Origin of the sequence: Paenibacillus sp. 1-18, from assembly GCF_000520755.1 — a bacterium.
GTDB lineage: Bacteria > Bacillota > Bacilli > Paenibacillales > Paenibacillaceae > Paenibacillus > Paenibacillus brasilensis.
Window position 1 is genome coordinate 11,596 of record NZ_ASSB01000062.1, and the last position, 17,057, is coordinate 28,652.

The window sequence follows — 17,057 nt, forward strand, 5'->3', positions numbered from 1 at the left end:
ATTCTTTCTCCGGTAGCAAGCCTATTGCAAATAGCGATAAGAATCATCTTAGCGATTGCTATAATGGCTCTTTTGCCCTTCCTAATCAAGTCCAACAGCATCGTCTGGATTTGCACAAAAAATATACATACCAGTAACAATTTCTGATAAGAAAGTTATGGCAGAAGTTATGTCACTTTCATAAGGAACCACCATTTTGTTAAGCTTTTCACTCAAGTATGCGTAGCCCTTGATGCTGTCGTTTCCGACATGTTTGGCAAATCTACCTCATCCATCACCGACTACTTAGTCACATCCGATTTTTTGATCCGGTACACTGTTTATCTCTTTCCGTAAATCCTTGAGATTGAAAGCAATGGTTTGGAAACTTAATATAACGCTTATCCCAATACATTAGGCAGATTCATATTCATTTACTTTATCTGCTTTTTATTGTGAATGGGATTAGAACTATCTTTAACTCTGTATATTTGAAAATTTGAATATATGATTACTCAAATTTATGGTTATAAAGTGGGGATGAAAAATATGGCGACATTTATTTTTCCTGGACAAGGCTCACAGGTTAAAGGAATGGGAGGAAATCTCTTTAATGAGTTTAGGGAACTAACTGCTCAAGCAGATGACATTTTAGGATACTCTATTAAAGAATTATGTATGGAAGATCCCAACTCAACTTTAGGTCAAACCCAGTACACTCAACCTGCTTTGTTCGTAGTTAGTGCATTAAGCTATCTTAAAAGGATCAAAGAAACAGGGCGCAAACCGGATTTTGTTGCCGGACACAGCTTGGGAGAGTATAACGCATTATTTGCAGCCGGAGCATTTGATTTTGAGACTGGATTAAAATTGGTCAAAAAAAGAGGAGAACTGATGAGCCTTGCTACTGGAGGCAGCATGGCGGTGGTTCTCGGAATAACTGAAGAGAACATTGTAGAGGTGTTAGAACAAAATGGCTTATATTCGATTGATATTGCAAATGTGAATTCACCTTATCAAGTAGCAATTTCCGGTCTTAAAGAAGATATTGATAAAGCTAGGCTTAATTTTCAGGTGGTATTTTGAATACAGCAATAGATTAGCTTTGAGCGGAAGTAAAGAAAATATTGTGGATTATCAGGTTTATTGCGGATCAGCCCTTGGCGCTTTTAATCAGTGGGTTAAAGGTACTGACATTTCAATGTGGAAAAATCGCCATGTGGATGAGATTGGGGAAAAAATAATGAATGTTTATTGGAGGAGAGTTTATGGAACAAAAAAAGGGTCCGGAAAACACTTCATACGTTTCTCGAATTTTCGAAGTATGTAATAAATATCCCGATAAAAAGCTGTTTATTTATCAAGATAAAAATGAATTTCCTAATTTCCTTGATGGGCAAACCTTAATAAATAAAATAAGAACTGTAGGCAGTGCCTTGCAATCAAAGATGGTACCGGCCGAAAAAGCAATTCTTATATTGCCGCAAGGATTAGAATATATTTATAGTATTATGGCATGCTGGTATGCCAATGTTGTAGCGATACCTGCACCGATTACTGACCCGGTTGTTAAAGCCCAGGACCTGGAGAAGCTATCGCTAATCTTAAAAGATTCTCAAGCGTCATGCATTATAACAAATACATATTTTATGGAGGTTCTTAAAGAAAACCCGAATTTTGGTTCATTATTTATGTTGAATGTTGATGATACGGCATGGGATGGATTTACTATTACCGAGGAAAAAAGCCATAATCCGGGGGATCTTGCCCTTTTGATTTATACTTCAGGTTCTACATCCCAGCCTAAGGGTGTTATGATCAGTCATAAGAACCTGATGTTTCAAGCCGGAGCAGATCAGTGGAGAATAGACCAGGATACACGTATGGTTTCCTGGCTCCCCCAATTCCATGCCTTTGGACTTCACAATAATATATTAGTCCCACTTCTAAAAGGAGCTTCCAGTGTAATTTTATCCCCAAGCCGTTTTATTAGAAACCCCGAAGCCTGGCTTGAAGCCATTGACCGCTACCAGGCTACACATACCGCTGTACCTAACTTCGCTTTTGAGTATTGCTGCTCGTCTATAGACATTGATTCTGTAAAAAATCTCTCTCTGGGTTCGATCAAGGCAATTATTTGTGCAGGGGAGCCTATAAGAGAGGAAGCTTATAAAAGCTTCAATATGAAGTTTAAAAGTATTGGACTTCGGGAGAACGTCTTTTGTCCTCTTCTCGGCCTGTCAGAGGTGTGTCCTGTTGTCAGCATAAAGCCAGGCGACTCTGTCCGCTATTTAAATTTGGATGTTGACTGTTTGAATCAAGGCAAAGCTAAATATAGTGATAATGCAGGCAAGAGCAGATCGATCTCAAGCTGCGGAGAGATTGAGAAGCCTACAAAGATAGTTATTGCCAACCCTGCAACCCGTATAACCTGCTCACCTCGAGAGATTGGAGAGGTCTGGATAAAATCTGACGGTGTAGGACTGGGCTATTTCAACAGAGAGCAGGAAACGGAACAAAGCTTTTCTGCAATTTTGGATGATACAAAGGAAGGCGGATTCTTCCGTACAGGGGATATTGGATTTATTGAAGACAATCACCTCTATATCATCGGACGGGAAAAAGAGGTCATGGTTATTCGCGGCAAAAAGCATCACCCTATTGATATGGAATGGACGATCAAAAAAAATCTTCCGGAGCTTGTTTCTTCAATAGCAATCTTCTCCTGTGAAATCGAGCAGCAGGAAAGAGTGGTGGTAGTTCAAGAGCTTGAAACACCCGTTAGAGAATCCGAGTGTAAAAAAATAGTGAAAGATATTATTCGTGTCGTGACTGAAACACATGGCGTTGAAATATATGAAATAGATTTAGTTCAGAGCGGCAGCATTCCAAAGTCAGGCAGCGGCAAAGTTCAAAAGAAAGCCTGCCGCAATATCTATCTGAATCATGAACTTACAGTAATTCATAAATATGTGCGGGGAGGGGATACAACTCAAATGAAGGTTCAAGAAGCCCCTCCAGTCAAGACCAACGAAATTATTGAAACTTTAAAAAAGAAGGTATTCCTCCCGATACTTGACATTGACCCTGCCGCACTGGAAGAAACAACAGTGTTATTTGAATTTGGAATGAATTCCGTCCAGTACATACAGATATCCAGGAAGATAGAAGAAATATTCAACATTCAATTTGAGACTGTCAGATTGTTTGAGCATGTAGATTTTGAGGATCTGGCGAAATATATTCTAACACAAATGCATAGCCTGCATGTTCGAGAGAAATCTCAAGCTCAAGCTATTACACCGGTTAAAGCTTCAAGCGATTCACCGGCCGTTGTTTCCGGAAACACAAATCAAGGGGATATTGCGATCATTGGTGTATGCTGTGATTTTCCGGGGGGCTCTGTTGATTTAGAACATTTCTGGGATAATATTATTGGAAATACCGATTGCATAACTCCGATTGAGAAAAGCCGTCCGGGTATTTTAAAAGACTTCGAAAACTATTACGGGGATTTAGATGATTCTTTTCCGCAATGGGGGGGCTTTATTGAAGATGTAGAGATGTTTGACGCTCCTTTTTTTCACATTTCGCCTTTGGAAGCGGAGAGTATGGACCCTCAGCAGAGAAAGTGTCTGGAGTTTACCTGGACTGTCATTGAGGATGGCGGATACAATCCTGCCCAGTTAGCCGGAAAAGATGTTGGGGTTTTTATTGGTGTTCATTATAACGATTATGCAGAACTGGTTCTAAGACAGCCTGAGCTTATGGAAACCTACGGGGCTTACCTTGATTCGGGGCTTCATATGAGTATGATTGCAAACAGGGTTTCGCGCTGGTTTAATTTTCATGGTCCAAGTGAAGTGGTCAATACGGCTTGTTCAAGCTCGTTAGTAGCCGTACACCATGCAGCAGAAGCGATTCACAGGGGAGAATGCAGTCTGGCCGTTGCAGGAGGCATTAACCTTATCCTGACGTCCCGGGTTTACCGCGCCTGCCATAAAGGAAGAATGCTGGCAAAAGACGGACGTTGTAAAACTTTTGACGAACAGGCAGACGGATTTGTAAGGGCGGAAGGGTATGGTGCCGTATTGCTCAAGGCATACGACCAGGCCATAGAAGATAAGGATACAATTTACGGAATCATTAAAAGAACGGTTATCAACCATGATGGACAATCCGGCTCATTAAGAGCGCCAAATCTCAATGCTCAAAAGGAGCTTATTAAGGCGGCGTATAAAGATTCTGACGTACCTCCCGAAACGATCAGTTATATTGAGACCCATGGGACAGGAACTTCCTTGGGTGATCCTATTGAGGTTCAGGCCATTCAGGAAGCATTTAAAGAGGTTAATCCCAATATCCCTAATTCCTTCTGTGGTGTGGGTTCCGTTAAAACCAATATTGGCCATCTCGAATCCGCCTCTGGCATAGCCGGACTTATAAAGGTACTTCTATCCATGAATAAAGGTCTGTTACCGGGTATTGTTCACTTTAATAAGCTTAATCCCTATATTCCACTGAGAATAAGCCCTTTATATATTGTAGACCATATAAAAGAGTGGAAGAGGCTGACAAACTCAGACGGGCAGGAGATCGCAAGACGAGCGGGGATCAGTTCTTTTGGATTTGGTGGTGCAAATGCCCATGTGGTAGTAGAGGAATATATTCCTCATAATAGGTTGGAAAGAGCAACTACTGATATAAATAATTTTAAAGTGGCGATCATTCCGCTTTCTGCAAGAAATAAACAACAATTAAATGTCTATGCTCTAAAATTGCTTGAATTTCTGAAGAGATTTAATACAGAGGTTAATTTCGAAGATTTGGCCTACACTTTTCAGGTCGGACGCGAGGCAATGCAGGAGAGAGTGTCATTTGTAGCCGATAACATTCAGGGATTGATTGAACAATTAAAAGATTTTACGGAAGGAAAAGATCAGATTCAAAATTGCTATGGCGTTGCACCGGATGAGGATTCTCAGGAAAAAGAATTTGCTGAATTATGGGCAAAGGGTTTGAGCATTGACTGGAATAAGCTGTATGGCGATATAAAGCCACGCCGGATGAACCTTCCAACCTATCCCTTTGCTAAGGAACGTTATTGGATACCTGAGGCAGAAATTATGCGTGGCAGTCAAATAATTCCTGTACCTGGAGCTTTCATTCATCCTCTCTTGCATCAGAATACTTCGGATCTTTCGGAACAGCGGTTTAGCTCGACCTTTACAGGTGAAGAGTTCTTCCTTAGAGATCATATAATAAACGGACAGAAGATCCTGCCAGGGGTTGCCTATATTGAAATGGTCCGGGAAGCGGCAAGGCAGGCTACAGGCACCTCAGAAGAGAGTCATAATAGTGTACGGATAAAAAACATGGTTTGGGCCCAGCCGGTTGTTGCAGCCAGCAACCCTGTGAAGGTAGATATCTCTCTTTTTCCTGATGAGAATGGGGAGATTGGCTATGAAATATACAGCAATATTTATAATGATGATACCGGGTATAGAGTAAATAGCCAGGGCAATATAGTGCTGAGTCCGGCTGTAAAGCCTCAAATGTTGGATATCGGGGCCTTGAAGGCTATATGCAGTGAGAATAGTTTTTCCACTGGCCAATGTTATGCAGCGAATAGAGAATTGGGCATTGACTATGGCTTGGGACACCAGGGGATTGAAACATTATACGTTGGTGAAGGTAAAGTCCTGGCGAAGTTGTCCTTGCCCACTTGCGTAATGGACACCAAGGATCAATTTGTGATCCATCCGAGTTTAATGGATTCGGCTTTGCAGGCATATATAGGTTTAACATTGCTTTCCGGTGATAGGAAAGCCGTCTTGCCTTTTGCACTCGAAGAGGTGGAGGTTTTTGAAAAATGTAATCCAAATATGTGGGCTTTTATCAGTTGCATTGACAATAAAAAGACTGAGAAGAAGGTACAGAAGCTTGATATTGACTTGCTGGATGTTGACGGCAAAGTTTGTGTACGAATAAAGGGGTTATCGTTAAGAGTATTAGAAGATGAGGCGTATTGTGAGGCTCCGGCAGAGGCTCATATGCTTGAGCTTTACTGGAAAGAGCAGCCTATTGAGCCTGAAGCTCTGAATATCAATTATGCTCAGCATGTAGTGGTACTTTGTGAACCCGAAGAAGACATCCTTAAAACGGTTCAAGCCGGGATGGATGAAGCACAATTTATTATCTTGCATTCAGCAGACCAAGCCATTGATCAACGATTTGAAACCTATACGGTACAGGTATTTGAGGAAATGCAAAATATTATAAAAGCAAAACACACAAGCAGGATATTGATCCAAGTTGTAATTTCTTTTAAAAATGAACAATTACTCTTGTCAGGTCTCTCTGGATTGTTAAAGACGGCCCAATTGGAAAATCCAAAAATTGCCGGTCAATTGATTGAAATTGAAGACTGGGACCATCCGGAAGAATTAGTGAAGCAGTTAAATGAGAATAGCAGAGGCAGCTTCGATAACCATATTCGATATCTAAACGGTAAAAGATGGGCTATAGGCCTGAAAGAATTGGAGACAGCAAATGAAGCAGTCAATATTCCATGGAAAGATAATGGCACCTACCTGATTACTGGCGGCGCAGGAGGCATTGGTTTGATCTTTGCCGAAGAAATTGCACAGCGAGTTCAGGGCGCAAACCTAATATTAACAGGCAGATCCCCATTGAGTTCGGACAAGGCAGCCAAACTTGAAAAGTTGGAGAAATCAGGAGCATTTGTTGAATATAAGCAAGCCGATATCACGCAAAAGGATGCTGTTGCCGGATTAATCAGAAGTATTCAGGATAAGTTTGGAAATATTAACGGCATCATTCATAGCGCAGGAGTAATTCGGGATAGCTTCATCATTAAAAAAACCAAAGATGAGCTAAAAGAGGTATTAGCACCCAAAGTCACAGGGCTGCTTAATATTGACCAGGCAAGTAAAGATATTGACATGGATTTCCTCATTCTTTTTTCTTCTGTGGCTGATATTATGGGTAATCTTGGTCAGGCTGATTACGCTGCTGCAAATGCTTTTATGGATGCTTATGCGAAATACCGAAATCAACTGGTGGCAGCAGAACAACGCTATGGACAGACTTTATCCATTCTTTGGCCTCTATGGAAAGATGGAGGGATGAAGGTAAATGATGAAACAGAGAAGATTATGATGGAAAGAATGGGTTTGGTGCCCATGAATACGGTAACGGGTATTCGGATTTTGTATCAGGGTATAGCCTCCGGCAGAGACCAGCTAGTAGTCATGCACGGCGATCTCAAACGGCTGCGTGCTGCACTGCAGGGGAATAATATCAGTGCCGGCGCCTCAGAAGCGCTTTATGCCGGAGAGCAGCAGATCGAAAATAGGGGCAATCTGGGAAGCTTAGCGAAGGAAAAAGCAGTACACTACTTTAAAGCAGTGCTTTCATCTGTACTCAGGCTGCCTGCATACCGGATAGAAGCTGATGCCAAAATGGAGAAGTATGGCATAGATTCCATTATGATTATGCAGCTGACAAATGAATTAGAAAAAACATTCGGTTCATTGTCTAAAACACTATTTTTTGAATATCAGAGTATAAAGGAACTGACTGAATATTTCCTTGAATCCTATGCAGATAAAATGGCGGAATTACTCGAAATAAATGGGAATACGGAGAATTCCGGCTCGAAGCCGTCTGAAACCATTGAGTCGGAACAAGTGACGAAGACTTCGGAGCCAACACTTAGAAGCCGTAGACGTCAACGTTTTGCCAATATTCATACTGAATCCCCGCAAGAGACAACAACAGATGCGTTGGATATTGCAATTATCGGTGTTTCGGGACGTTACCCCGGAGCAAGGACAATACAGGAATTTTGGGAAATCCTGCGGGACGGTAAGGACTGCATTACAGAAATACCTAAGGACCGATGGGATCACAGTTTATTTTTTGATGAAGACAAGAACAGACCTGGAAAAACCTACAGCAAGTGGGGAGGCTTTATAGAAGATGTAGATAAGTTCGATCCCCTGTTCTTTAATATATCGCCGCGGGATGCTGAAATTATGGACCCGCAGGAACGTTTGTTTTTAGAATGTGTATATGAATCTTTGGAGGATGCGGGGTATACCAGAGAAGCTTTACATGCAACCACGGAGTCTGGCTTGAAAGGCAATGTCGGAGTCTATGTAGGAGCCATGTATGAAGAGTACCAGCTGTATGGAGTTCAGGAAACACTTCAGGGTAGACCCATTGCTCTTCCGGGAAATATATCCTCAATAGCTAATAGAATTTCTTATTTCTTTAATTTTCAGGGTCCAAGTATGGCTGTCGATACCATGTGCTCCTCCTCCTTGACGGCCATACATTTAGCCTGCCAGAGTTTACAAACTGGCGGATGTGAGCTGGCGATTGCAGGAGGTGTGAATGTTTCCATTCATCCTAACAAATACCTGGCACTTGCACAGGGGAAATTTGCGTCCAGCAAAGGCAGATGTGAAAGCTTTGGACAGGGTGGTGACGGGTATGTTCCTGGTGAGGGTGTTGGCGCAGTTCTGCTAAGACCACTTTCAAAAGCAATCGAGGCCGGAGATCATATCTATGGAGTTATTAAAGGAACGGCGATTAATCATGGGGGAAAAACAAACGGATATACTGTACCTAATCCGAACGCGCAAGCAGCAGTAGTCAATCAGGCTTATAAAAAAGCAGGAATTGACCCAAGCACAATCAGCTATATTGAGGCGCATGGTACCGGAACTTCTTTGGGGGATCCTATTGAAATCTCCGGGTTAAGCAAAGCATTCCGGGAATATACAGATAATACGCAGTTCTGCGCTATTGGATCATTGAAATCAAACATTGGGCATTGTGAGAGTGCAGCCGGCATTGCAGGAATAACCAAAGTATTACTTCAGCTTAAATTTCATAAATTAGCGCCGTCACTGCATTCTAAAACATTAAACCCTAATATTGATTTTATTAATACACCCTTTGCAGTGCAGCAAGAGCTTTCTGATTGGGAGCATCCGGTGATTAACGGAAAGGAGATTCCAAGACGTGCCGGAATAAGCAGTTTCGGTGCCGGAGGGGCCAATGCCCATATCGTTATAGAAGAATATATAGAACAAAACCGGCAGGGGACTCTATACGCTCAACCATTAATTATAGTATTGTCGGCAAAGAATGAAGAACAGCTTAAAAAGCGGGTACAGCAATTGTTAGCTGTTATCGAGGAACAGCAATTCACGAATGATGACCTGGCATCTATCGCCTATACCCTTCAGGTTGGGCGTCAAGCAATGGAAGAGAGAATGGCCGTTATTGTCGGTTCTGTTATTGAGCTTCAGAGCAAGCTGAGCGCATTCATTGAAAATCAGAATGAGGTTGAGGCGATATATAAAGGGCAGGTTAAACCTAACAAAGCAGCTTTATCCATTTTTGCGGCAGATGAAGAATTACAGGAGGCTATGGATAAATGGGTCCAGCGCAAAAAATATGAAAGAATTGTAGAGCTTTGGGTCAATGGAGTCGATTTTGATTGGAACAAATTATATGATGCCATTAGACCTAAACGTATAAGCCTACCAACCTATCCTTTTGTTCGAGAACGTTATTGGATGCCTGCAGTGAAGCCTGTTTCCGGTGGAATAAAAGGCCCGGTTGCTTTTGAGGCTGCACCGTCCGCGTATACTGAGAACATGGTCCTGGTGAAAGATTGGAGTCCCCAAAGTGCCGAATCGGATAGGGATGCGAAAAAAGGGATCATTATTGTAGCAGGAACATCGGCTACGGAGGAACTGGCTTTTACGTTGTTTAAAGACCATAGCGACATCCAGATCGTACAGGTTATCCATGGCGGAAATCCGTCATTGGAAGGAATCACTACCAACTTTTATTCCATTTCGGCAGGTAAATCCCTTTATAAATATATAAAGGAAGTAATTAATGATAAGAGAATATTGGGTATGATTGACATTTCGGCCTTTGACAGTGAGTATGAGCGATCTTTGGATGTAGAACTCGGAAAGATAAAATTCCTGCAACAAATAATTGAGAATAACAGGAATGACCATTGCAAGCTTTTACAAATTACTTATAAGTTAAATGACCTGGACACCAAAATAACCACCATGCACGGCGCACGCCTGGCAGGATTCTACCGCATGCTGAGTGCCGAGTACAGTCGAATTCAAAGTATAACGATGGATACGGATTGTTCAATTCAAGAGAATAATCGGCTTGCTCAACAAATTCAAATGGAGTTTTTAAATGAGAATACGGAGAACGTGACAGAATGTTGCTATCGTAACGATAAGCGGTATATGCCTGTGCTGAAATCTCACCCTGTGGAGGATGCTGCATGGGAAAGGATTGATACCACTGCAAAGTATGAAGACCAAGATGTTGTTGTAGTTACAGGCGGATCACGGGGAATTGGTGCGGCTGTTGCCAAACACATAGCTTTGCAGGGAGTTAAAAATCTTGTAATTATGGGAAGAGATGAGCTGCCAGAACCGTCCCGATGGAAAGCGGTACTGGAAGGTCAAGAAAAGCCTGAGCTGAAAGAAAAGCTAAGGGCCATGCAATACTTGATGGATCAGGGGACAAAGGTTCACTATGATAATACGTCTTTAACCGATTCTGAAGGTCTCCGCATTCTGTTACAGAATGTTCATAGAGATTTAGGTCCTGTAACAGGCGTGTTCCATTGTGCCGGGCTTGCAAGTAACAATCCTGCCTTCTATAAAAAAGAGCTGAACGATATTGAAGCAGTTTGCGAGCCTAAAATAAAAGGGCTTGTTACTTTGCACAAAGCTTTTGAAAACGAACCGTTAAAATTCTTTGTTTTATTTTCATCAATATCCAGCGTTGTACCAGCACTGGCAGCCGGCCAAAGTGATTATGCCGCAGCAAATGCATATATGGATTATTATGTACTGAATCAAAACGGAGAGGGAAAGGCATATTTCAAATCCATTCAATGGCCAGCCTGGAGTGAGACAGGAATGGCTGCAGGGGTACTGCGCACACCTGCTTACACCCGAACGGGAATTTCTGCCTTAGGAACGGCAGACGGAATAAGGTTTCTGGATTATTTGCAGAACAATCCATATCCTGTCAGCATTCCTTGTAAAGCTGATTCGAGTAAATTCACACGTGGCTTGATGCTGAAAGCTGAGATCAAATCTGCGAAAGAACACGATAGCTTACCTCAGCATGACCGGAAGGGAAAATCTGAAATTCATTTAACAGAAGGAATAGGTAGTTTGAGAGCGCCTATTGTTGAGTGGGTGCGGTCTGTTTTGGCATCGGAATTAAAGCTAAAGGATGATCAGCTTGATGAAGATAAGCCATTCAGTGATTATGGGGTCGAGTCGATTACATTGGCCCAATTAACGCAAACGATGCAGCAAAAGGTTGATAAGCCGATTACGCCGTCCTTACTGTTGGAATACAGCACAATAGCAGCATTGGCAGATTACTTTGTTTCTAACCATTCCGAAGCTTTACAAAAAAGCCTTGAAGAATACCACATTACGCAAAACAACGCATATTCTCAAACCGAAAAATCAGAAGCGGATACTGGCATTAAGAGTCATTCCGTAATGGATCAGGCAAATACAACGGAAAATATCGCCGTGATCGGAATATCCTGCCGATATCCGGATTCTCCCACGAAAGAGGCCTATTGGGACTTGCTGGCACAAGGGAAATGCGCTATTCGTCCATTAACAGAAAGACGCTGGCATTCTGAGGACAACCATGTATATTACGGCGGGTGGGTTAAAGATACTGAACTGTTTGATCCGAAATTTTTTAATATTAATGAAAATGATGCTGCCATTATGGATGTACAAGCCCGGATTATTTTGGAAGAAAGTTTACAGGCAGTTTATGATGCGGGATACGATCACAAACAATTATCAGGACAAAAGACAGGGGTTTATATTGGAGGACGGTCGCAGCCAATAGCGGATCTAGAGACTGTGCTTGAGGCCCCAAACCCCATTTTGGGAATAGGCCAAAACTATATTGCGGCAAATATTTCGAAATTCTTCAATTTCAAAGGACCAAGCATGATAGTTGATACGGCTTGTTCATCAGGAATATCCGGTCTAATCCTTGCTGCCGATGCTTTACGAGCTAAGCGAATTGATATGGCTTTAGTTGGAGCGGTCAGCGTACAGATGGATTCCCTTGCCCATGACATGCTTGCGGCCCGAAATATTTTAAGCAAGAATGGTGAGTTTCATATATTTGACAAGCAATCTGAAGGAGAGGTTTTAGGAGAAGGCGCAGGAGTTGTCATACTAAAGCGGCTTAACGATGCAATAAGGGATGGCAATCATGTTTACGGTGTTATCAAGGCAATCTCAGTTAATAATGACGGCAAAACACTTGGTCCCGGTTCACCGAATATCCTTACTCAAAAGCAAGTAATGCAGGACGCGCTGGAATTAAGCGGAGTGCAAGCCGGGGACATCGGGTACATTGAAGTCAATGGGGGAGGCTCGCCTGTTGTCGATTCAATCGAAATTAAGGCTATGTCTGAAGTTTACAGCCTTAATAAACGGGATTTGCCGTTATGCTGTATCGGATCGGTTAAGCCTAATATCGGGCATTTGCTATTAGCATCCGGGTTAGCCGGATTTATCCGTTGTGTTTTAAGTGTGTACCATAAAAAAATTCCACCGTTCTTATCTGCTTTAAAACCTTTCGATTACTATGATTTTTCAACATCCCGTATCTGTTTTAACCGGGAGACCATGGATTGGAGGGTGGATCCCGGAAAGAAACGGATTGCGGCGCTAAATTCCTTTCCTGACGGTGGTACAAACTGCCATGTGATTATAGAGGATTTTGTACCTTATGCCGATTACAGGCAATACCTTTACCCTAAGACGGCTCCAAAAATGGATAAGAAATATTTTCCGAAAAGTAATGGCAGAACTCTTTTGGATAAAATGGTGATAGATGGCGAAAAGCATGATGCAAGCCAACGAAAGGAGCGAAATATAAAAAATGTGTGGGGTGAGTACTATGAATAAAACACTTAATACGTTAATAACTATTGCACATCCGATAATTAAGAATCATTTGGTTAAGGGACAGCCGTTACTGCCTGGCCTAGCATATATTGATATGTTATACCAATTGGCGAAACAAACTCTGGAATTGGATTATCAAAGGCACTGCTTAAAAAAGCTGTCTATTTTCAATCCCTTAATTGTAAGTGAAGGCCAGCCGGTAGAGTTAAAAATTTCTTTTGACAAAAATTCAAATTACTGGGATATTGCAGTTTGCGGAACAGAGATGGATATACACGGGAATCCACTTCAAGAGAAATTATATATCAAGGCCGAATTGCATGAGGAAGAAGTAAAGCTTGATAAATATATAAATATAGAAGCAATACAGCGAACGGCTGTACGGTATTTAAACATTGAAACAATATACGAGCAGGCTAGAGCGCAAGGATTGGTCCATACAGGGATGATAAAAGCTGATGCTGATATTTACCTGACAAATCCAGGGTGTCTTGTAAAAGTGAATTTAGGTGCGGACTACCGTAAAGAAGCGGAAAATTTTCTTTTTCACCCTACACTCATTGACGGTATCGGATTAGCATCGGAAGCATTAATAGAAAAAAGCGGAAAAAGCGATTTGGAAGAGTTGTATATCCCTTTATATTATGAAACTTTTTTTTGCAAAGAACCTTTACGTTCCTACTGCTATGCTACGGTTAATTTATCTTCACGCCATTCAGGTAAGGATATCCGTGTGATAGATATACTGTTTTTCAATGCGGAAGGAACACAAATTGGAGAATTGAGCGGCTTAACTACAAAACGGGTAAGATTTGATGGCCAAATCAACCCATCAATGCGAAAAGAGATCAATAGAAATCAAGGATCTGTGCAGGAGCGTTTAAGACAGATATTTTCAAAATACCTTGCGCTGGAAGCTCCTGAGATTGACGTAAATATAGGATTTTATGAGCTGGGGCTGGAATCTTCGCAATTGCTGGCTGTCGTTAAAAACCTTGAAGATGCTTTTGGGCTGGCATTAGCCCCGACCGTATTGTTTGAGTACACAACAACTGCAGAATTAGCTGCATACTTCACAGAGAAGTGTGCTTTACCCATAAGTCAATTCAATAGTGGAATACAGGAGATGAGTCAGGGACAGGTAGAGGATGATATTGCGATTATAGGAATGGCAGGACGCTTTCCTAAATCAAGGAACATTGAGGAATTTTGGGATAACCTGAAAGATGGAAAAGATTGCATCAGTGAAATCCCGAAATCCCGTTGGAATTGGGAGGAGTTTAAAGAGTTAAAATCGCCTTCAGGAAAAAACATATCAAAATGGGGGGGATTTATTGATGAACCAGATTGCTTCGATAACCAGTTTTTTAGAGTAACGCCACGGGAAGCGAAAACGTTAGATCCTCAGGAACGGTTGTTTCTAGAAACCTGCTGGGAAGCGATAGAAGATTCGGGGTACACTGCAAGCACTTTAGCAGTGACGCATGGTGAGGTTAAAAGATACCCTGTAGGGGTGTTTGTCGGGGTAATGCACAAGGATTATTCCTTGATTGGCGCTGAGGCTATGGCGCGGGGGACCGTATTTCCATTGTCGTTAAACTATGGACAAATTGCTAACCGGGTTTCTTATTTCTGTAATTTTCACGGGCCAAGCATGGCAGTAGATACTTTGTGCTCTTCTTCACTTACTGCTGTACATCTGGCCCTGGAAAGCATCCGGCGCGGCGAATGTGAAGTTGCGTTGGCGGGTGGAGTTAACTTGTTACTTCATCCTAATAAATATTTAGCTTATGGAATGATGGATTTCCATTCCAGTGACGGTTATTGCCGTACTTTCGGAAATGAGGGGGACGGCTATGTTTCAGGAGAAGGTATCGGTGCGGTTGTATTAAAGCCGCTGAGCAAAGCAATACAGGCAAGAGATCATATTTATGCCGTCATTAAGGGCAGCGCTGTTAATCATGGAGGTACGGTAAGCGGGATTACAGTTCCAAGTCCGGTTGCTCAGGCAGATGTCATCACGGAATGCTTGAAAAAAACGGGTATTAATCCCAGAACCATTAGCTATGTAGAGGCCCATGGGACAGGCACTTCACTGGGAGACCCCATAGAGATTCAAGGCCTGATGAAAGCTTACCGGCAATATACGGAGGAATCGCAGTTTTGTGCGATCGGATCGCTGAAGTCAAATATTGGGCACAGTGAATCGGCAGCAGGGATTAGCGGTTTGATTAAGGTTGCTCTTCAGCTTTACCATAAGACGCTGGTACCGTCCTTGCATACTGAAGAAGTAAACACACATATTAATTTTGAACAGTCTCCGTTTTACATACAGCGTAGAAATGAAGAATGGAAGCAGCCTATATTGAACAAGAACGGAAAAGAAGCAGCTTATCCCAGAAGAGCCGGATTAAGTTCTTTTGGTGCTACAGGTTCGAATGCCCATGTTATTTTGGAGGAATACGTACCTGAAGAAGTTCCACAGCAAACCGGGGCCATGAATACCAAATCTGACCCTGTAATTATCATACTTTCTGCCAAGAATAAAGAACGTCTGCAAGCTTATGCCAATAAACTGCTTGAGTTTTTGAAGTATAGCGAAGTCAATTTAATTAGCCTGGCTTATACCTTACAGGTCGGACGCGAGAATATGGAAGAACGGGCAGCGTTTTTAGTAAAAGATGTTTCAGCGCTGATTATTAAATTACAGCATTTTATAGATGGCAGGGAAGAAATTGATGAATGCTTGCAGGGACAAGTAAAAAAGAGCAAAGGTGTAATGGATGCTGATCAGAGTTATCCAACCTTAATTAATCAATGGGCCGGCAAAAGAGACTTTATGAAAATAGCGGAGCATTGGGTTACTGGACATATGATAGAGTGGGAATCTCTGTATGGCGGAATAAAACCTCAACGTATTAGTTTACCAACGTATCCTTTTGCAAGAGAGCGTTTTTGGGTGCCGGAGCTTGAGGAAAAGTTGATAAGAACGCCGATAGACTCAAATGCTGTAACTGCTATCCATCCTTTATTGCATCAAAATACTTCTGATCTTGCTGAGCAGCGTTTCACTTCAAATTTTACCGGGAAGGAATTTTTTCTAGAAGATTTACAATTGACGGGGAGCAGCACTTTACTGATAGGGGTTTACCTGGAAATGGCAAGAGCAGCAGTAGATCAGGCTACAAGCAGTATTAGAGAAGGTAACAGCAGAATCAAGCTAAAGGATGTAATTTGGGCTAAACCTGTTGATGTTCAAAAACAACCCATTCAGGTGCATATCGGGCTTTTTCCTGAGGGCAATGGCGAGATTGCCTATGAAATTTATAGTACACCCGGGATGCCTGATTCAGAATCTGTTCTGCATTGCCAGGGAAGTTCATTACAAATACCGGATACAGAAACTCCAGCTTTAGACATTAAGGCCTTACAAAAACAGTGTCAGCAAGGCGAATTATCATCCAGCCAAAGTTACCAGGCCAAAGGTATCGAGACATTATGTATGGGAATCGGTCAAGCGCTCGTGAAAATTGTTTCACCTTCTTCAGACTCAAGCACACACCATCAGTTCATTCTTCACCCCAGCTTGATAGATTCTGCATTACAAGCATCTATAGTATTAATGGAAAGTACCGCTAAGTCCTTTAACGGCAAAGCTCATGGAGGTTACGTACGGCCTTATGCGCTTCAGGAGCTTGAGATTTTTGACAGTTGTTCTTCTGCAATGTGGGCATTTATTCGGTGCAGTGACAATGATGAAGCAGGGGAAAGAGAACGAAAATTTGATATTGATATCTGTGATGAGCAAGGCAAGGTATGTGTACGCATAAGAAGGTTCTCGATCAGAGTAACCGGATTGGATATAAAACCGGCAGTATCTCTCCCGGCTTCTGATGCGCTGCTTATGTTAAAGCCCAGTTGGAAAGAACAAGCGGTTGTGGAGGAGTCTGGAGATTCCCGTTACAGTCGCTACTTGGTGGCGCTCTGTGAAATTGACGGTATTTCGCGCGAAGACCTGGAAGGCAAAATGCC

The 17,057-nt window shown here is 42.1% G+C and carries 3 protein-coding genes and 1 pseudogene; all 4 read left to right on the top strand.

Annotated features, from left to right (window positions below; translation table 11 throughout):
• Positions 1–528: 528 nt before the first annotated feature.
• Positions 529–1,053, top strand: a pseudogene (locus L693_RS0103890) (acyltransferase domain-containing protein); the annotation flags it as partial.
• The gene (locus L693_RS32280; RefSeq protein ID WP_442950162.1) at positions 1,028–1,309 is read left to right on the top strand and encodes a hypothetical protein; all 282 of its coding nucleotides are present in this window, start codon (positions 1,028–1,030) and stop codon (positions 1,307–1,309) included. The pseudogene L693_RS0103890 and the gene L693_RS32280, both read left to right, overlap by 26 nt.
• On the top strand, positions 1,248–13,025 hold the full coding sequence (locus L693_RS0103895; RefSeq protein WP_025716142.1) for an SDR family NAD(P)-dependent oxidoreductase: 11,778 nt from the start codon (positions 1,248–1,250) through the stop codon (positions 13,023–13,025). Before L693_RS32280 ends, L693_RS0103895 begins: the two co-directional genes overlap by 62 nt.
• Positions 13,018–17,057, top strand: a 4,040-nt coding sequence (locus L693_RS27635; protein WP_197029828.1) for a beta-ketoacyl synthase N-terminal-like domain-containing protein, incomplete at its 3' end; no start/stop codon positions are given. The genes L693_RS0103895 and L693_RS27635, both read left to right, overlap by 8 nt.